The sequence below is a fragment of the Chryseobacterium sp. BLS98 genome (genome assembly GCF_001045445.1).
Classification (GTDB): Bacteria; Bacteroidota; Bacteroidia; order Flavobacteriales; family Weeksellaceae; genus Chryseobacterium.
This window is the reverse complement of the sequence record NZ_LFNF01000001.1, coordinates 850,039-868,252: the sequence shown is the minus strand read 5'-3', so window position 1 is coordinate 868,252 and position 18,214 is coordinate 850,039. Positions and strand designations below refer to the sequence as shown.

The window sequence follows — 18,214 nt, the reverse complement described above, 5'->3', positions numbered from 1 at the left end:
CGGGATTTTCATTTTATAATATACCTACTTTTATTAAAGAAATAATTTAGCTTTTACAGAATATTCATTGCTTCATACCATAAAAGATCCATTGCAATATTCTAGCGGTTCTTTTTATAAGCAAATATTTTCTACATTTATCATTCAAAAACAAAGATGCCCCCATCCGAAAAAAACATTCCCACTCACCATCTCACCACCGAACAGTTTCAGCTAATGACTCTCGACACTGGTCATCCGGAGAATTTTAATGATATTCACCGGCATAATTTCTTTGAAATCATATGGTTCCAGGAAGTGAAAGAAGATAGTTATTTAGAACTGGATTTTGAAAGTTATAGCCTCAAAAATAACCAGATCTGTATCATTGCACCCGGCCAGGTATTCAATATGAAGCTGAGAGGTGAAAAGGGATATGTACTTGCCGTTAGCAGAGAAATATTCAAAGAAGCGTGTGATATTGAATCCATCTTGACCGGAGGAATAATTCCATTCTTGTTGGACGAAGAAAATGAGACAGCCTGCAGTATGGTCATTTCGCTTATAGAGAAAGAATATAATGGCATGTCGAGGATCGATTTATTAAAAACCTACCTGAGAGCATTCTGTATTATTTTTACAGAACAGATTAGCTTACAGGACCCTTCAATTAATGACAGGCAGCGTATCCAGAAATTAATAAGCCTGATAGAAGAGCATTATATTGCCCAAAGAGATACCAATTTCTATGCAGAACAGCTTAAAATAAGTACTCATCATCTTAATGATATTGTCCGCCGTTCAAGAGGAACTACCGTGAAAAAAATGATTGCCCAGCGTCTTTTGCTGGAAGCTAAAAGAGAACTTAGCTTTGGAGCATTAACCGTTAAAGAAATTGCTTTTAAACTTGGATTTAGCGATGCTTCCTATTTCTCCCGTTTTTTCAGAAAACAGACAGGTCAGAATCCTGAAGGTTTTAAAACAGGGAAGTCATAATCTTCAAAATATTCTTTTAAAATTGAATTAAATAAGGGAGGTATAAAATAAAATCCTCAATTTGTACCAGTGTTCCTCCAGTTCTTGTATTGAGTTGCTTTACTTTTTAAAGCAATTTTGCCGGAAGAAAAACCGCCTTTGCGGATTGTTTTTACTGACTTACCCCCCCCTTTATGAAAAACTTAAGTATCGTAGTATTTATTCTGGCACTGCTCAACACCCTGGAATCACTGAGTATAGACCTTTATCTGCCTGCTTTTCCGAGCATGGCCCAGATTTTCCAAACCGATATAGGACATATTCAGATTTCAATTTCTGTGTTTTTTGCAGGATTTGCCTTCGGACAGTTACTTTGGGGGCCTTTGTCTGACAGAACAGGACGTAAACCCATGCTGTATTGTGGACTTTTCCTCTTTATTGTAGGTGCTACAGCCATATTTTTTACAGAAAACATTTACGTGCTTTGGGCGATGCGTTTTCTTCAGGCGTTTGGTGGAAGTGCGGGAATTGTAATCGGAAGAGCAATCGTTATTGACCTGTACGACAGACAAAAATCTGTAGCCATCTTTTCTCAGCAGTCTCAGATAAGCGGTATTGCCCCCATTATTGCTCCCTTACTCGGAAGTGTATTTCTTAAATTCTGGGGATGGAATAGTTCCTTTGCTTTTTTAACTATTCTTGGCCTGATAACCCTGTTTATGGTGTTTAAATTTGTTCCTGAAACCAATTCGAAGCAAACACTTTCCGATCATACAGAAGATGAAAAAAAACTAAAAGACCATCTGAAAATAATAATCTCCAACAAAGAATTCATCAGCAGTACCATGATTGGAAGTATCGCCTTTGCTTCCCTTATCATTTATATTTCCAATGCCCCGTTTTTATTTATGAAGCTCCACAGCTTCTCCAGCGGTGTTTTCAGTCTGATATTTGGATTCAATTCATTAGCCCTGATAACAGCAGCCTACCTTACCCCTAAATTAATAAAGAGAATAAATGACACAAAGCTTTTATTATCAGCTACCCTGATCTTACTGGCGGTATGCAGCCTTCACATCCTCATCGTAGCCGGAAATCTTTCAGTGGCACTGGAAATTATGATGCTGTACCTGTCATTATTGGCCATAGGAATTTTGTTTCCGATTACTTCTGCTCATGCTTTATCACCTTTCAAAGAAGGACGTGGAACTGCTGCTGCTGTAATGGGATTTATGCAGCTCATGGTTACCTTTTTACTCTCAGGACTTGCTGGTTTCTTAGAGGCAGATTCCATTATGCCGATGGTGCTGATTCGGGCAGGCATTGCTTGCATTGCCGTTTGGTTTGCCTATCGTTCATTTAAAAATAAAAAAGTGGCCCTATAATTTTATATTAGATCATCAGGCTGTTTCTCCGTTTGGTCATACCATCCGGACACTTAATCAAGTAATTTTTGTAAGCCATCCACAAAAGTCTCTCTTTGCATAAAATTTAAAATATGAAGAGAAATCTTTTGGCAGCTGTTGGCTGTCTGTTTGGGTGTTGGATTAGCGCGCAGTCAGGAGTATCCGGCGAGCTTAAAACCGAATATATCCCTTTCTCCAGTTATATCCGTCCGGAGGATAGCGTAAAAACAAATTCTAAAAGCAATTTTAAACGTGCTGATCTCAACCTAAGTATTCCGCTTTCAATGAAAAAAGACAGCAGCGGAAGGGTAAAGGCCTGGTCCGTACTGCTCAGTGGTTCTTATGTCAAAATGACCCATAAAGACTATGAGAAACAGCTCTTTCCTGACCAGATGCTCAATGCGCAGGCCGGACTCCAGCACTTAAGGCCCTTGGGGAAAAAATGGAGCATGATGATGACTGCCTCGGTCGGAATTTATACCGATCTTGAGCAAATAAGTTCTGATGATATTCTGGGACAGGGAGGAGTCTTGTTTATAAGACATTTTAATCCGAATTTAGCCCTTGGAGCAGGTCCGGTACTTACAACCGCGTTCGGGGTTCCCATGATCCTGCCGTGGATCTATTTCGACTGGAAAACAAATGGAAAGGTTAAGTTCAATATCAATTTTCCGGAAGGAATGGAAGCCGGTTACCTGGTTTCAGACAGGTTCGTATTAAAAGCTGTTGTAAACCTCAGCGGAATGACCGTGGAAAGAAAAAAAGACGGGAAATCAATGCTGCTGGGATATCAGCAGATTACAGCCGGAATCAGACCTGAAATAAAACTGAATGATAAGCTTAGCCTCAGCTTTACGGGCGGAACAGCCCTGCTGAGAAGCTTCAATGAAAACGACAGAAAAATCAAAAGCATTTTTAAAGACAAAAAAATGGCTGACCCGAAGTTTGCCAGCACATTTTATGCTGCAGTATCGCTGAGGTGGAATATGCCGTAAGAAATCAATGGAAGATGGGAGAGAAAAAATTAATATCCAACGTCTATTGCATGTCTTCACCTATTAGAGTTATTCTTGTACAGATATTAATAAAAGGAAGCAGAATGATAGTGATCCACTTCAAAAACTTCCCGCTCCCGTCTTCTTTCTAAACTATTTACTGATAAGCTTCTTATACACCACCTGATTCAGCAGCTCCTCCTTTCGGGTACGGGAAATAGGGAGCTCAGTTTTATTGATAAACAGCCGGCCGCCGGAGATCATATCAATATGGGTGATATTGATCAGGAAAGATTTATGGATCCTGAAAAAGTGTTCCGTAGGCAGGGATTCTTCAATAGCCTTCATTGTTTGGTGGATCACTAGGGATTTATCTTTAAAATGAAGCTTTGTATAGTTCTGCATACTTTCAATATACAAAATATCAACCCAGGATACCTTTACAAAAGTGTCAGACTGCCTTACATACAGAAAAGGATCATCAAAAGAATTCTTCTTCATCTTTTCCGAGATAATGAACTGTTGCTGAGCTTTATTCACGGCCTGGTAGAAGCGGTTAAAAGCAATCGGCTTCAGGAGATAATCTACAACCTGCAGGCGGTATCCCTCCAATGCATACTCTGAATAAGCGGTTGTTAAAATGCATAAAGGAGGATTTTCCAGCTGTTCCAGGAACTCCAGTCCGTTTAAATACGGCATATTGATATCAAGGAAAAGAAGGTCAATTTCCTTTTCCTTCACCACGGTGTCAGCTTCCAGAGCGGTAGCACAGGTTCCTTCAACCGTTAAAAAATCAATCTGATCGGCCAGTTCTTTCATGTGAAATCTTGCAAGAGGCTCGTCATCTATAATCAGGCATTTCATTTTTGGAGTATTACTGCTCATCGGTGTCAGATAATTTTAAGGTTAAATTGACTTTGTACACATTATTTTCTGTCTCAATCTTGAGATCGTGGATGCCCGAATATTGCAGTTTCAGGCGCTTTTTTACATTCTGAAGGCCAATTCCGCTGGCTCCTTCCTTCTTTTTGTAGCCAGCTACATCAGAATAGGAATTTTCGATAAAAAATAAAAGGAAACCGTCTTTTTCAGCGCATGATATTCTTACATAACCCTTGTGCCCGGGAAGCCGGCAGACATATTTAAAAGCATTTTCAATAAATGGTACAAGCAGGAGAGGAGCGATAAATGATGCCGTATTTACAGCTTTCCAATCCGATTGTACTTCCAGCTCATTCCCCCACCTTAATTTTTCTACTTCTACAAGATTTTGAAGGTGTTCAATATCTTTATTCAGAGGGACAAGATTTTGGTTGCAGTGATAAAGCTGGTAGCGTAAAATATCGGAAAATTTAAGGAGCAGATAATCTGCAAGTTGGGTGTCATTTCTCATCAGAATATGAATATGGTTCAGAATATTGAAGACCACATGCGGGTTGATCTGGTCCTGCAGCAATTTGAGCTGATTTTCCAGATGGGCCTGCTGAAGAAGGATATGATCCCGCTCTATTCTTCCGTGCTCCTGGTAAAACTTAATCCCGCAGGTAGATCCGTTAATGAGAAAAGAGGCTGGAAGGGCAAGATAAAACCCCTGCCATAAAAAAGGAAGCTGATCGGTAAATTTAGCAGGAAGCTGGTTTTTTGAATTGATCTCAATATAAGTGAAAATCAGAGAATAAATAAAGCTTAATAAAAGAATAGATACCGTGACATGGATCAGGAATAATTTCATTTTTTTTAACCGTAACGCTTTTGGAAGAAGCCTTGTCGTAAGAAAACGTGTTAAAAAAAACGAGGAAATAACCAGGGCAATAGTCTGAAAAACAGAAGAAACTTTATCAGAAGTAGCCTGTAAATTAATATATACCGCAGCAGCAAATACAAGCCAGAAAATGGTAATAAAAATATATTCTCTTAAAATAAATGGTTTAGTCATGGAGAAATAGAGTAGGTTTATAAAAAATTAGAAACTGCAGGGCGCAGTTTCTAATACGTAAAGATAATTCAAGTTTTTAGAATAAGAAATATCCTATTCCCAACGTAAAGCTGTGTGGTTTCGACTTAAATTCTTTACTGATGCTTGATAGACCGGTTTCATACCTCAGGTCTGCCGTGAAGTTTTTATAATCAATCCCTATACCTCCTGTAACACCGATATTGGATTTGTCAAAATTTTTAAAACCATCCTGCAGAGCTTTTGATGTTGATAAATTATTTTTAAAAGCATAGCTGTAAACACCTCCGGCAAACGCTCTTACATTAAAATCTTTTTCGCTGATAAGCTTATATCCGATAACGATTGGAACGTCTACAGAATTCCAGGTCAGTTTCGGAGAACTTCCTTCCTTGGAATCAAATGATGTCTTTCTTTTGTTGAATAAAGCCTCTCCCTGTACATAAAGCCTTCCGATATCCATCCTGGTCATCACTCCACCCTGATACCCAAAACCGTATTTTCCTTCAAGGGTGGAAGATTCTGTTGAGGTTTTGGTGAAATTGGCACCGCCCTTGATCCCGATATGGAAAGCGGGGGTCTGTTGTGCTTTGGTTTCTACCGAACAGGTAATAGATAATAAAAGTGTACTGAGTCCTAAAATCTGCTGTTTCATAAACTGTTGTTAATAATTTGATGCAAAGCAACAACGATTAGGATGCTCATAAAATTTTATTTGATGAATGGCACAGATGCTGTGACAAGGTCTGCTTTTGGATGAACGAAATAAAAAAGCCGGAAGCATATCTTCCGGTCAGTTGTATTAAAAAGGTTCTTCTTCGCAGATGGTAGGTGGAATGCAACCACCGCCGCCGCCCGGATTTCCTCCGCCTACCGCGACACATGTTCCCGGATTTCCGTCAGCATCCATTTCACAGGCTTTTCCGAAAGTACATTCACAGTCTGTCCAGCAGTAGGCAGAATCGCCGCTCATATGGCATCCGCTACCTCCTCCGCCGAGAATCACCGAAAGATCTTTTCTTGAAATTTTCTTGATTTTTTTCATAATAAATTGATTTTTGAGGTTAGTAGTCTGACATTTACGTAAATATACCAAAAAAATGAATCATTTCATCGGGAAGAGAAATAGGTAGAGGACGCGATCAATCAATGTCAATTGATTCTGTCTTTGTCACCTTGAATATATTGTTTTAAAATGAAAATTTTGCGCTGAAAAGCTCTTAGAAATAAAAAACCGCTGTTTTCACAACGGTTTCATTATTATTTTTTGCTGAAATTTAACTGTAAAGGAAGACTGACCACAGAAAGGACAGGTTTTCCATTGGATTCCGCAGGTTTCCATTTCCCTTTATCCTTAATACGGTAAAAAGCGGCTTCAATAAAAGCATTCACATCTTCATTATTCCCTTTTACCTTTGCATTAAAAACATTTCCTTTAGAATCCAGAGTGAATTTCAAAGTTATCTTATAAGGATTAACTGCAAAGTTCAGGAAAGTAAGATCTACAGCTTCATTTAAAAGCTTTTGGAACGAAGCCTTTCCTGTTGCGTACTCCGCTTCCTTTGTAATTTTGGCAGCTGCCGGAGGCGGAACATCCGTCATTGTTTTCTTTTCTTCCTCAGAGATTTTCTCTAAAGCATTTTTGTAGGCTGATATCTTTTCTTCCGTGAGAAGCCATTCCTGTTTGGTTCTTTCATCATTAGGCTTCGGATATTTCTTGTACAGAGACTTTATCTTTCTTTCATACCGGGAATCTGCCTTCTGAAATTCAGAGACCTGGGCATAGCTGAAAGAAAACATAAGAATCAGTGCTAATGCTGAAAGTTTTTTCATCAGAATTATGCTTTTACAATATTAATGATTACTTCAGTTGCTTTTTCCATGCTTTCCAAGGCAACATATTCGTAAGGTCCGTGGAAGTTCATTCCGCCTGCAAAAATATTCGGACAAGGCAGTCCCATGTAAGAAAGCTGAGCTCCATCCGTTCCTCCTCTGATCGCTTTGATTAAGGGCTCAATGCCGGCTTCTTTCATTGCTTTTGCAGCAAGGTCAATGATGTGCATTTTCCCTTCAAACTGCTGCTTCATATTACGGTATTGCTCTTTAATCTCCACTTCAGCGGTTCCTTCTCCATATTTTTGGTTGAATTCAGCCACTTTTTCCTCCATAAATTTCTTTCTGGCTTCAAATTTTTCTTCGTCGTGATCGCGGATGATGTATTGTAGTTTAGCCTCAGAAATATCAGCTATAATGTCCATTAAATGATAAAAACCGTCAAAACCTTTAGTGGTAGCCGGAGTCTCATTGGCAGGAAGCAATTGTATAAATTCAGCAGCCAAAAGAGCAGCATTCACCATTTTTCCGTAAGCATAGCCTGGGTGAACACTCAATCCGTGGATTTTTACCACAGCACCTGCGGCATTAAAGTTTTCATACTCAAGTTCTCCCACCTCGCTTCCATCCATCGTGTAAGCCCATTCAGCACCGAATTTGGCCACATCAAATTTATGGGCACCTCTTCCGATTTCTTCATCCGGCGTAAATCCTACGGCAATTCTTCCATGTTTAATTTCTGGGTGGGCAATAAGGTATTCTGCAGCCGTTACAATCTCTGCACATCCTGCTTTGTCATCAGCTCCAAGAAGCGTGTTTCCGTCTGTAGTGATCAGTGTCTGACCGATATATTTTTTTAAGCTTTCAAATTTTGATGCGGATAATGTAAATCCGGTAGCCTGGTTTAAAAGAAGATCATTTCCGTCATAGTTTTTCCAAACCTGTGGTTTCACATTTTCTCCGCTGAAATCCGGAGATGTATCGTAATGCGAGATAAAGCCTATCGTAGGTCGGTCATCATTGTCCAGGTTCGATGGAACATATCCCATAATATAACCATTATCATCAATAGAAACATTTTCAAGGCCTATCGTTTTCAATTCTTCAGCAATATATTTTGCAATATCCCACTGTCTGGGCGTAGAAGGTGTTGTTTCACTTTCTGCATCGCTGGTTGAGTAGATCTTTACATAGGCAAGAAAACGGTTCAGTAATTTCTCTTTCCACATTTGGTTAAATTCTATTGCGCTCATGAATTTTAAATTTCAACAAATATACAATGTAAATTTTTCAAATATAAGTTTTAGAGCATAATTTCAGCCCTGAATGCCATTTCATTTCCTGATCCGGAAACACAATTTCGATAATCAAATAAATTGTTATAACTTGCATGAATTATGATGTCCAAACGTTGCAAATATGCTTTGAAAGCAATGGTTAGATTGGCAAGAAACTACAATCAGGGATTTTTGTCAACCGCTATTATTGCACAGGATGAGAATATTTCCAAAAAATTTTTAGAGCAGATTCTTCTTGAGCTGAAAAGAGCCAAGTTGGTCAACAGTAAGCAGGGAACCGCCGGGGGATATTACCTGCTGAAGTCCCCAGATGATATTTCGTTGGCCGATATCTACCGTATTTTTGAAGGCCCGATTGCCTTAACCCCTTGTATTTCAATAAATTTCTATGAGCCCTGTGATGATTGTGTCGATGAGGCAACCTGCTATCTCCGAAATGAGCTGATCATTGTAAGAGAAAAAACAAGAAAAAGCATGATGGAAGCCACCCTTACTTCTTTCATAAAAAACAGCTGAATTTTTTTTAATTTTTATATCCTACTAATTTGGTAGGATAAATAGGATTTATATATATTTGCAGAAGTTAATTTCAATTCACAATGGAAAATACTCTGAAAATAGAATTCGATCAATTGCTTGAAGAGGCCTCTGGAGGTACTTTCAGTAGTGATTTTTTAGAGATTCTTGCAAAAAAATTTCCTGCAGAAGTCATCTTTTCTACCAGCTTCAGCTATGAAGACCAGGTAGTCACTCACCTGATAAAAAATCTTGATATTGATATTTTTACTCTGGATACGGGAAGACTTTTTGAACAGACCTACGAAACATGGACCTCATCCAGAGCGTTCTTTAAAAAAAATATAAAAGCCTATTATCCGGATCCGGAATCCCTGCAGCAATTTGTTTCAGAAAACGGGCCGGATTCTTTTTATCAGTCCGTAGAGCAGAGAAAAGCCTGCTGTAATATAAGGAAAGTAGTTCCCCTTAAAAAGGCACTTCAGGGATATAAAGTCTGGATCACCGGATTACGTTCGGAACATTCCGCAGGAAGAGGACAAATGCCGCAGCTGGAATGGGATCCGGATCATCAGATCATCAAGTTCCATCCTATCCTTCACTGGACAACGCAGCAGGTCGCAGAATATGTTCAAAACCACCATTTGCCTTATAATCATCTTCATAAAAAAGGATTTGTAAGCATCGGATGCGAGCCCTGCACAAGAGCCATCAAAGAAGGGGAAGATTTCAGAGCGGGCCGCTGGTGGTGGGAAGATGCAGACAAAAAAGAATGCGGTTTACATGTTCATCAATAAAAAATACAATATGTCATTATATCATTTAAATTATTTAGATCAGTTAGAAGCAGAATCCATCTACATACTGAGGGAAGTGGCGGGGCAGTTTGAGCGTCCGGCTTTACTGTTCAGCGGAGGAAAAGACAGCATTGTGCTGGCGCATCTTTCGGCAAAAGCATTTCCCCACGGAAAAATTCCTTTCAAATTTGTTCATGTGGATACAGGGCACAATTTTCCGGAAGTTTTAAGCTTCAGAGACAGGCTGGCCACAGAACTGAATGTGGATCTGGTTGTAAGAAAAGTGGAAGACACCATCCGGGAAAAAAAACTCACAGAACCGAAGGGGAAATTCCCAAGCCGGAACTGGCTGCAAACCTTTACGCTACTGGATACCATTGAAGAATTTGAATTTGATGCATGCATCGGAGGAGCACGCAGGGATGAGGAAAAAGCCAGGGCAAAAGAAAGAATATTTTCTGTAAGAGACGAATTCGGACAATGGGACCCCAAACTGCAGCGCCCAGAACTCTGGAATATTTTCAATGGGAAAATCCACAAAGGAGAAAATGTAAGGGTTTTCCCGATCAGTAACTGGACGGAGCTGGATGTATGGAATTATATCAGAAGAGAAAAAATTGAACTGCCATCTATTTACTTCTCTCATGACAGAGAAGTTGTAGACCTCAACGGGCAATGGATTGCCAATTCAGAATTTGCCGTACTGGAAGAAAGTGATACCATAACAACCAGAAGAATCCGTTACCGTACCGTAGGAGATATGACCTGTACTGCCGCGGTAGAATCCGAAGCAGCTACCGTAGACAAAGTCATTGAAGAGATTGTCGCCACCAGAATTTCAGAAAGAGGCGAAACAAGAATTGACGATCGTGTGACTGAAGCTGCAATGGAAGACCGGAAGAAAGGAGGCTACTTTTAATCAGTAATGAGCGATGAGTAATCAGCAATAGCGAATGCAACATGTTACTCATTACCAATTCCTTATTACTCATCATTTATCAATCATCATTTATAAAAACTCGTGGATATATTAAGATTAATAACAGCAGGAAGCGTGGATGACGGTAAAAGTACCCTCATCGGAAGACTGCTTTACGATAGCAAAAGTATTTTACAGGATCAGCTGGAAGTGCTTGAGAAACACTCTAAAAACAAAAATGAAGACGGTGTGGATCTGGCTCTTTTAACGGATGGGCTCCGTGCAGAAAGAGAACAGGGAATTACCATTGATGTCGCCTACCGGTATTTTTCGACATCCAGAAGGAAATTTATTATTGCAGATGCTCCGGGACATGTTCAGTATACCCGAAACATGATTACCGGAGCTTCCAATTCCGACCTGATGATTATCCTGATCGATGCCCGTAAAGGCGTTATTGAGCAGACAAGAAGGCATTCCATCATCGCTTCATTGCTAAAACTGAAAAAAGTAGCCGTTGCCATCAACAAAATGGATATGGTAGACTATTCGGAAGAGGTTTTTGAAACTATAAAAGCAGACTATACCAAAATTGCTGAAGAACTGGGCCTTGAAGATGTTACCTATTTCCCGATTTCCGCATTGAAAGGAGATAATATTGTTTCCTTGTCAGCCGTTACCGGTTGGTACAAAGGAAGTTCCCTTCTCGAATATCTGGAAGAAGTACAGATTGACCGGGAACAGAACAGCGGAAGCCGTTTCCAGGTACAGTACGTGATCCGCCCCCAGACAGAGGAACTACATGACTACAGAGGCTATGCCGGACCCATCGTAAGCGGAAGCTTTCAGAAAGGAGATAAGATTGCCATTCTTCCTGCCGGGATTATTACTGAAATTTCATCCATAGAGGTCAATGGTGCTGAGGTTCAGGAAGCTTTTGAAGGACAGCCGGCTGTTATTCAGCTCAAAGATGATATCGATGTCAGCAGGGGAGATTTCTTCACCTCAGCAGATGAGCTTCCCAAAGTTGAAAAAGAGATAGAGGTTTTACTGTGCTGGCTGGATCAGAAAGGGCTTCAGCCCGGAAATAAATATGTTTTGCAGCATCACAGCAGACTGTTGAAAGCTGTTGTAAAACAGGTAGAATACAAGATTGATGTTAATACCCTGGAAAAGGAAGCTGTAGAGGAAGGAATAAAGCTCAATGAAATTGCGAAAGTAACGATACGTACGGCGCAACCTTTGGTATTCGATGATTTTGTAAGCAATAAAAAAACAGGATCGGCCATTTTAGTGGATGAAACGTCCAATGCAACCGTTGCAGCATGTATAATTCAGTAGATCATGGAAGTTTCAGATTATTTTATTAACAAAGTCCTTGAAAAAAAGAACAGCAGTTCCGGAGGCTTCTTTGATAAAACCAAGATGGAAGATTTCGTCAGAGAATTGTATAGTGTTTTGTTTCTTTCTCAGGAGGTCAATACAGCAGCTCAGCTTCGGAATAATTTTGAACAATTACGAAAGCTTCTTTTGGATTTGGTTAAAAGCATTGCACCGGATGAGGTTGCAGCCGAAAAGCACATACAGGATTTTTTTCTTGCACTGCCGGAAATTTATAATAAACTGATCCTTGACGCTGAATCTATTCTCGAATTTGATCCTGCTACGGAATCTCTGGAAGAAATCCTTCTTTCCTATCCCGGTTTTTTTGCAACGTATGTTTACAGAATTTCCCATCAGCTGTGGATTCAGAAAGTGAAAACCCTGCCACGCGTGATCTCGGAATATGGGCACAGCAGAACAGGAATAGATATTCATCCCGGAGCAGTTATTGGAGAACATTTCTTTATTGACCACGGAACGGGCATCGTAATCGGAGAAACTACCCATATCGGGAAGCATGTGAAGCTGTATCAGGGAGTAACCCTCGGCGCTCTGAATGTTTCAAAAGATAAAGCCAACGAAAAAAGGCATCCCAATATTGAAGACCATGTCATTATTTATTCAGGGGCAACGATTTTAGGTGGAGAAACAACGGTAGGAAGAGACAGTATCATCGGAGGAAACGTATGGATTACTCAGAATGTACCTCCCAATTCTCTGGTCTACAATAAAAGTGAAATAAAAATAAAAGACAACGGGCCGCTCCCGGAATCTTTAACATTTGTGATATAGTAAGGATAAATGTTAACCGTTAAGAATCAGTTTCTTAATCATCAGCTTAATTAGTCCTTAATGGTAAAATCATGTTTTAAAAATTTAAAAAACAACATAAAATTGAGTCGGTATGAAGTTCCAGAACACATTAGAAACCATCGGAAATACCCCGGTCGTAAAAATTAATAAACTTTTCGGTACAGAACATGAGGTTTGGATTAAACTGGAAAAATCCAACCCCGGAGGAAGCATCAAAGATAGAATCGCTTTATCGATGATCGAAGATGCAGAAGCTAAAGGACTTTTGAATAAAGACAGCATTATTATAGAGCCAACCAGTGGAAACACCGGAATCGGACTGGCTTTGGTTGCAGCCGTAAAAAATTACAAGCTGATTCTCGTAATGCCTGAAAGTATGAGCCTGGAACGCCGCAAAATTATGGAATCATACGGAGCAGAATTCGTTCTGACCCCAAGAGAAAAAGGGATGAAAGGAGCCATTGAGAAAGCTGATGAGCTGGCTCAGCAGACCCCTAACTCATGGATACCGAGACAATTTGATAATCCGGCGAATGTAAAAGTACATGTGGAAACCACTGCCCAGGAAATCATTAAAGATTTTCCCGACGGGCTGGATTATCTGATCACAGGCGTTGGAACCGGAGGGCACATCACCGGAATTGCGAAGGTTCTCAAGCAGAAATTTCCGAATGTCAAAGTCATTGCCGTAGAACCGGAATTGTCTCCTGTCCTTAGTGGTGGAGCACCGGCACCGCATCCGCTGCAGGGCCTTGGTGCTGGATTTATTCCTTCCATTCTGGATACCGCTCTTTTGGATGAAATTGTTCAGATCGGAAAAGACGATGCTTTTGAATATACCAAAGAAGCAGCAAAGAAAGAAGGACTTTTCGTTGGGATTTCTACCGGAGCCGCTTTAGCTGCAGTAGCCAAAAAGTTGCCTGAAATACCGGCAGGATCAAATATTCTGACCGTAAATTATGATACCGGCGAAAGATACCTGTCCATAGAAGGGCTTTTCTAGACGTCCCTAATAAAAAGATTTAAAAATGAAACAAAATAGCAATTCGCCACAGGTTTTCCTGGTAGGCGCAGGACCTGGCGACCCCGATCTGATCACTGTAAAAGCCGTAAAAGCCATTGCTTCAGCCGATGTGATCTTATGTGACCGTTTGGTAAGCCCTGAAATAATAGAGCGTTACGCCAATAAAAAGGCCGAAATCGTATATGTGGGGAAAGAATGCAGTAAAAATGCTTCCACCCCGCAGTCACGTATCAATACATTAATCATTGAGTATGCTGCTCAGGGAAAAATGGTGGTCAGGCTCAAAGGAGGAGATATATCCTTTTTTTCCAATATGCTGGATGAACTGAAAGTATTGAAACAACATCACATTTCATTTGAAATAGTACCGGGTATCACTGCAGCATCAGGAGCAGCTGCCTATGCCGGAATACCTTTAACAGCGCGCGGCTATGCCACATCAGTCCGTTTCCTGACTTATTACAAAACTGAAATTCTCAGCGATGATTATTGGAAAGAACTTGGAACATCAGAAGACACCCTTGTTTTTTATATGTCCAAAGGAAACCTGAACGGATTGGTAGATAGGTTTTTAGCGGTTGGAAAAACCAATGACAAGAAAATTGCGGTCATTGAACAGGCTACCACACCTTATCAGAAAGTATATACTTCTTCTCTGGAAGATTTTCACGAGAAATTGGGAAATAGAGATTTTGTATCGCCATCATTGGTTATTATCGGGAAAGTGGTGAATTTACATGAAGAGTTTTCCTGGCTGAAAGAACCTATACAGGAAGGGATCTATTTTAAATCTGTAACAAACGGAAGCTTAGTGTCAAACCCTCAAAATATATTTGAATATGCTGTCTGAAGCCAAATTAAATGCCCTTAGGGAAATATCCTGCAGTTTCTCCAGAGATGAAGCCGTCTGGGCCAGTGGTTTTCTGGCAGGGCTTGCCGGGTCATCAGTCGCGGTACAGGAAACTATTTTCCCGGCTAATCATGCTGAAACCGTTTCTCAGAAAAAAATTACTCTTGCTTATGGTACCGAGACTGGAAACAGCAAAAAGCTGGCAGTAGAGCTTGCAGGAATCATCAAGAAAAAAGGAATTCAGGTAAAGTTGGCAGATCTTTCCCAATATAAGCCGAAGGATCTTTTGAAAGAAGACTTTTTCTTTATCATTATCAGCACACAGGGAGAAGGGGAGCCTCCGATTCTTGCGAAGAAATTTTATGATCATCTTCATGAAAATGATCCGGATCTTAATAATCTGAAATTCGGGGTTTTGGCGTTGGGAGATACCAGTTATCCTCTGTTCTGTAAAACGGGAGAAGATGTGGATTCCCGCCTTGAAATATTGGGCGCACAGCGAGTTATTCCATTAAAAAAATGTGATGTTGATTATGAACAGGAGTCCCACAGCTGGGCTGAACACATCTTGAGCGTGGTCAGTAAAACAGCAGAAAGCAGCCAAAAAGCTACGGCAGCGCCAAAGGTTTCCACGGGAAGAAAAAAATACCAGGGAAAAATCTCAACCATCATCAATCTGAATGATATTGAATCTGATAAAGAAACCTACCATATCGAAATAGAAACGGAAGAACCTCTTGTCTACAGCCCCGGCGATGCCTTGGGAGTGATCGCTTTCAATCCAAAGTCAGAAGTGGATGAAATCATTTCGTTGACAGGGATTGACCCACAAAAGCAGATTACAACTTCAAAAATTACAGCCAGTGCAGAAGAATTATTACACAAGCATCTGAACATCAGTTATCTTCTTAAATCTACAGTCGCTCAATATGCACAGATCACCGGTCAGAGTATTCCTGAAGTACGCTTAAGCCTTATTGATCTGCTTCGGATCTATCCGGTAAAAAATGCAGAAGAATTTGAACAGGTGATCGGCATTTTAACAGGTCAGTCGCCCCGTTTATATTCCATTTCTTCAGCACTGGAAGCCCACGGAGATAGTGAAGTTCATATTACCGTAGCCAAATCCGAGTTTCTGATCAGCGATAAAAAACAGAGTGGACTGTGCAGTGGCTTTCTCTCAGCCTTTAATGAAGGAGATGACCTTGAGTTTTACATTCAGGAAGCCAAACATTTCAGACTTCCGAACCAGGATAAGGACATTATCATGATTGGGCCGGGAACCGGAATTGCGCCTTTCAGATCTTTCCTCTACGAAAGGGATGCTGTGGGTGCGGAAGGAAGAAACTGGCTCTTTTTCGGTGACAGGAATTTTGTCTCGGATTTCCTTTACCAGGCCGAACTTCAGGATTTTCTGAAAACAGGAACACTTACCCATCTTGATCTTGCTTTTTCCAGGGATACAGCAGAAAAAATATATGTGCAGCACAGACTTGAACAGAAAGCACAGGAAGTATACCACTGGCTGGAAGGAGGAGCATCCCTTTACATATGCGGAGCAAAAGAGCCGATGAGTAAAGATGTGGAAAAAACAATTCTGGGCATCCTTCAGGATAAGGGAAAACAGACATTGGAAGAAGCTCAGGTCTATCTTGAAGAGCTGGAGCTCAGCGGCAGATATGTAAAAGATGTGTATTAAATCATAAACGGATAACAATGACAGATAAAAATAACCTTTCCCCCGTAGAAAGAATAAAAACAGCAAGCAACGGTCTTAGGGGCACCTTAAAGGAAAGCCTTTTGGACGATTTTACCGGAGCCATCCGGGAAGATGACCAGACCCTCATCAAATTTCACGGAATGTATCAGCAGGATGACCGGGACAGACGTGAAGAAAGGGTAAGAAAAAAACTGGAATGGCTGTATTCCTACATGATCCGCCTTAGGCTTCCGGGAGGCTTTTTAACGCCTGAACAATGGGTGGGTCTCAATGATATTGCAGGCGATCATTCCACAGGAGTGATTAAAATTACTACGCGCCAGACCATTCAGCTGCACGGCATTTTAAAATCTCATGTAAAACCGACTATCCAAAGCTTCAATCTTCACCATTTGGATTCTATAGCAGCGTGTGGTGATGTAAACCGGAATGTAACCTGTACTTCCAACCCTTCCGAATCACCTCTGCATCAGGAGGCCTTTGAACTGGCAGGAAAGATCAGTGAAATGTGTCTGCCGAAAACCAAATCCTACTATGATCTGTGGATCGATGACGAGTTGATTATCAACAGAAAAGAAGAGGAAGATCCTTTGTATCAGGACAGATATCTGCCTAGAAAACTGAAAATAGGAATTGCAGTTCCTCCCAATAACGATGTGGATGTGTTTATCAACGATATTGCGCTGATTGCCATCATTGACGATGATAAAATTGTAGGCTATAATATTGCTGCAGGCGGCGGGCTTGGCGCTACCCACGGAAACGAAGCCACGTATGCCCGTCTGGCATCTGTGCTGGGATTTGTGGATACAGAAGAAAAGGTACTGAAAGCGGTGTATGAAATCATTACTGTACAGCGTGATTTCGGGAACAGGAGTGACAGAAAACTATCAAGATTAAAATATACGATTGATAAGCTGGGCATCGACGGCTACAGAACAGAAGTAGAGAAAAGGTGTGGCTTCAGCTTTGAGCCCGCGCGGGAATTTAAGTTTGGGCAGAGAAAAGACTGCTACGGATGGACGCAGAATCATGAAGGAAAATGGTTCTACACCTTATTTGTAGAACACGGAAGAGTGTTGGATATAGAAGGGTATCCTTTAAAATCCGGGCTTTTAAAAATTGCAGAAACAGGGAAAGTGAATTTCCGGTTTACCTGTAATCAAAACCTGATCCTGTCTGATATTTCAGAAAATGATAAAGCTGAAATTGAAGTTCTACTGAAAGAATCAGGAATTTCCGGATATACGGATAAGGCGAGTGCTCTTCGTAAAAACTCCGTGGCCTGTGTGGCGCTGAATACCTGTTCATTGGCATTGGCTGAAGCGCAGCGCTACCTGCCGTCTTTAGTCACTAAAATAGAACCTGTTCTGGAAAAATACGGCCTTCAGAACGAAGATATAACTATCAGAATGACCGGTTGCCCCAACGGCTGCGGAAGATCTCCCAATGCCGAAATCGGATTTGTGGGAACAGCTTACGGCAAATACAATCTCCATATCGGGGGCGACAGGCTGGGAATGCGTCTGAACACTAAATTTAAAGAAAACCTGGGTGAAGAAGAGATACTGCAGACGCTTGATGAACTGTTTGGTACATACTCTGAACAAAAAAATCCCGGCGAAACCTTTGGAGATTTCTCTTACCGTTATTTACAAACCCTAAAATAAAAAAACATGACTAACTTTCTTTACAAACAGAAAATTGTGGGAAAACATAACCGGAATCTTTTAGGAATACGAATGTGTATGT

The 18,214-nt window shown here is 40.7% G+C and carries 18 protein-coding genes; 12 read left to right on the top strand and 6 right to left on the bottom strand.

Translation table 11 applies throughout. The annotated features are described in order from the left end of the window. Nucleotides 1–156 precede the first annotated feature (156 nt). The 3 genes from ACM40_RS03865 to ACM40_RS03855 all read left to right on the top strand — a co-directional run bounded on the left by ACM40_RS03865 (nt 157) and on the right by ACM40_RS03855 (nt 3,355). Entirely contained in the window at nt 157–975 is an 819-nt protein-coding gene (locus ACM40_RS03865) for a helix-turn-helix domain-containing protein (protein WP_048501483.1), read from the top strand. Nucleotides 976–1,148: 173 nt separating this feature from the next. Further along, entirely contained in the window at nt 1,149–2,339 is a 1,191-nt protein-coding gene (locus tag ACM40_RS03860; protein WP_048501482.1) for a multidrug effflux MFS transporter, read from the top strand. A 113-nt stretch (nt 2,340–2,452) separates the two neighbouring features. Further along, nucleotides 2,453–3,355, top strand: coding sequence for a DUF6268 family outer membrane beta-barrel protein (locus ACM40_RS03855; protein WP_048501481.1), 903 nt, complete (start codon nt 2,453–2,455; stop codon nt 3,353–3,355). A 153-nt stretch (nt 3,356–3,508) separates the two neighbouring features. Here the strand turns inward: ACM40_RS03855 and ACM40_RS03850 are convergent, their stop codons facing one another. The 6 genes from ACM40_RS03850 to pepT form a co-directional block, all read right to left on the bottom strand. Continuing rightward, complete coding sequence (locus ACM40_RS03850) at nt 3,509–4,240, bottom strand: LytR/AlgR family response regulator transcription factor (RefSeq protein WP_048501480.1); 732 nt, start codon at nt 4,238–4,240, stop codon at nt 3,509–3,511. After that, nucleotides 4,230–5,291: a sensor histidine kinase gene (locus tag ACM40_RS03845; protein WP_048501479.1), complete on the bottom strand. Its 1,062-nt coding sequence runs from the start codon at nt 5,289–5,291 to the stop codon at nt 4,230–4,232. Before ACM40_RS03845 ends, ACM40_RS03850 begins: the two co-directional genes overlap by 11 nt. Before the next feature lie 76 nt (nt 5,292–5,367). Next, complete coding sequence (locus ACM40_RS03840; RefSeq protein WP_048501478.1) at nt 5,368–5,964, bottom strand: porin family protein; 597 nt, start codon at nt 5,962–5,964, stop codon at nt 5,368–5,370. Nucleotides 5,965–6,111: 147 nt separating this feature from the next. Beyond that, on the bottom strand, nt 6,112–6,354 hold the full coding sequence (locus ACM40_RS03835; RefSeq protein ID WP_048501477.1) for a hypothetical protein: 243 nt from the start codon (nt 6,352–6,354) through the stop codon (nt 6,112–6,114). A gap of 215 nt (nt 6,355–6,569) precedes the next feature. Continuing rightward, a complete protein-coding gene (locus tag ACM40_RS03830; protein ID WP_048501476.1) occupies nt 6,570–7,142 on the bottom strand; it encodes a hypothetical protein in 573 nt (190 codons plus the stop codon). 5 nt (nt 7,143–7,147) lie between these two features. Next, a complete protein-coding gene (pepT, locus tag ACM40_RS03825; RefSeq protein WP_048501475.1) occupies nt 7,148–8,395 on the bottom strand; it encodes a peptidase T in 1,248 nt (415 codons plus the stop codon). A gap of 144 nt (nt 8,396–8,539) precedes the next feature. Between pepT and ACM40_RS03820 the strand changes: the two genes are divergently transcribed. From ACM40_RS03820 to ACM40_RS03780, 9 genes are all read left to right on the top strand, one after another. Beyond that, nucleotides 8,540–8,956 carry an RrF2 family transcriptional regulator gene (locus ACM40_RS03820; protein WP_083996783.1) on the top strand — a complete coding sequence of 139 codons (417 nt, stop codon included), beginning with the start codon at nt 8,540–8,542 and terminating at the stop codon, nt 8,954–8,956. Nucleotides 8,957–9,039: 83 nt separating this feature from the next. Next, nucleotides 9,040–9,753, top strand: a complete 714-nt coding sequence (locus ACM40_RS03815; protein WP_048501473.1) for a phosphoadenylyl-sulfate reductase — start codon at nt 9,040–9,042, stop codon at nt 9,751–9,753. A gap of 10 nt (nt 9,754–9,763) precedes the next feature. Beyond that, complete coding sequence (gene cysD / locus ACM40_RS03810; protein ID WP_048501726.1) at nt 9,764–10,672, top strand: sulfate adenylyltransferase subunit CysD; 909 nt, start codon at nt 9,764–9,766, stop codon at nt 10,670–10,672. 102 nt (nt 10,673–10,774) lie between these two features. Continuing rightward, on the top strand, nt 10,775–12,013 hold the full coding sequence (locus ACM40_RS03805) for a sulfate adenylyltransferase subunit 1 (RefSeq protein WP_048501472.1): 1,239 nt from the start codon (nt 10,775–10,777) through the stop codon (nt 12,011–12,013). Nucleotides 12,014–12,016: 3 nt separating this feature from the next. Continuing rightward, nucleotides 12,017–12,847, top strand: a complete 831-nt coding sequence (epsC, locus tag ACM40_RS03800) for a serine O-acetyltransferase EpsC (protein WP_185097181.1) — start codon at nt 12,017–12,019, stop codon at nt 12,845–12,847. A 112-nt stretch (nt 12,848–12,959) separates the two neighbouring features. Beyond that, nucleotides 12,960–13,871, top strand: coding sequence for a cysteine synthase A (gene cysK / locus ACM40_RS03795; RefSeq protein ID WP_048501470.1), 912 nt, complete (start codon nt 12,960–12,962; stop codon nt 13,869–13,871). Nucleotides 13,872–13,896: 25 nt separating this feature from the next. Beyond that, a complete protein-coding gene (cobA, locus tag ACM40_RS03790) occupies nt 13,897–14,742 on the top strand; it encodes a uroporphyrinogen-III C-methyltransferase (protein ID WP_048501469.1) in 846 nt (281 codons plus the stop codon). After that, nucleotides 14,732–16,441 carry a sulfite reductase flavoprotein subunit alpha gene (locus ACM40_RS03785; protein ID WP_048501468.1) on the top strand — a complete coding sequence of 570 codons (1,710 nt, stop codon included), beginning with the start codon at nt 14,732–14,734 and terminating at the stop codon, nt 16,439–16,441. The genes cobA and ACM40_RS03785 overlap by 11 nt, the downstream gene beginning before the upstream one ends. 17 nt (nt 16,442–16,458) lie before the next feature. After that, nucleotides 16,459–18,132: an NADPH-dependent assimilatory sulfite reductase hemoprotein subunit gene (locus ACM40_RS03780; protein ID WP_048501467.1), complete on the top strand. Its 1,674-nt coding sequence runs from the start codon at nt 16,459–16,461 to the stop codon at nt 18,130–18,132. The last annotated feature ends 82 nt before the right edge of the window (nt 18,133–18,214 follow it).

Bases quoted from the DNA above. Each gene is read 5' to 3' on its own strand.
- ACM40_RS03815 (WP_048501473.1), top strand. From the start codon at position 9,040: ATGGAAAATACTCTGAAAATAGAATTCGATCAATTGCTTGAAGAGGCC.
- ACM40_RS03850 (WP_048501480.1), bottom strand. From the start codon at position 4,240: ATGAGCAGTAATACTCCAAAAATGAAATGCCTGATTATAGATGACGAG.
- ACM40_RS03830 (WP_048501476.1), bottom strand. From the start codon at position 7,142: ATGAAAAAACTTTCAGCATTAGCACTGATTCTTATGTTTTCTTTCAGC.
- cysK (WP_048501470.1), top strand. From the start codon at position 12,960: ATGAAGTTCCAGAACACATTAGAAACCATCGGAAATACCCCGGTCGTA.
- ACM40_RS03855 (WP_048501481.1), top strand. From the start codon at position 2,453: ATGAAGAGAAATCTTTTGGCAGCTGTTGGCTGTCTGTTTGGGTGTTGG.
- pepT (WP_048501475.1), bottom strand. From the start codon at position 8,395: ATGAGCGCAATAGAATTTAACCAAATGTGGAAAGAGAAATTACTGAAC.
- ACM40_RS03840 (WP_048501478.1), bottom strand. From the start codon at position 5,964: ATGAAACAGCAGATTTTAGGACTCAGTACACTTTTATTATCTATTACC.
- cysD (WP_048501726.1), top strand. From the start codon at position 9,764: ATGTCATTATATCATTTAAATTATTTAGATCAGTTAGAAGCAGAATCC.
- ACM40_RS03820 (WP_083996783.1), top strand. From the start codon at position 8,540: ATGATGTCCAAACGTTGCAAATATGCTTTGAAAGCAATGGTTAGATTG.
- epsC (WP_185097181.1), top strand. From the start codon at position 12,017: ATGGAAGTTTCAGATTATTTTATTAACAAAGTCCTTGAAAAAAAGAAC.
- ACM40_RS03860 (WP_048501482.1), top strand. From the start codon at position 1,149: ATGAAAAACTTAAGTATCGTAGTATTTATTCTGGCACTGCTCAACACC.
- ACM40_RS03865 (WP_048501483.1), top strand. From the start codon at position 157: ATGCCCCCATCCGAAAAAAACATTCCCACTCACCATCTCACCACCGAA.
- ACM40_RS03845 (WP_048501479.1), bottom strand. From the start codon at position 5,291: ATGACTAAACCATTTATTTTAAGAGAATATATTTTTATTACCATTTTC.
- ACM40_RS03780 (WP_048501467.1), top strand. From the start codon at position 16,459: ATGACAGATAAAAATAACCTTTCCCCCGTAGAAAGAATAAAAACAGCA.
- ACM40_RS03785 (WP_048501468.1), top strand. From the start codon at position 14,732: ATGCTGTCTGAAGCCAAATTAAATGCCCTTAGGGAAATATCCTGCAGT.
- ACM40_RS03835 (WP_048501477.1), bottom strand. From the start codon at position 6,354: ATGAAAAAAATCAAGAAAATTTCAAGAAAAGATCTTTCGGTGATTCTC.
- cobA (WP_048501469.1), top strand. From the start codon at position 13,897: ATGAAACAAAATAGCAATTCGCCACAGGTTTTCCTGGTAGGCGCAGGA.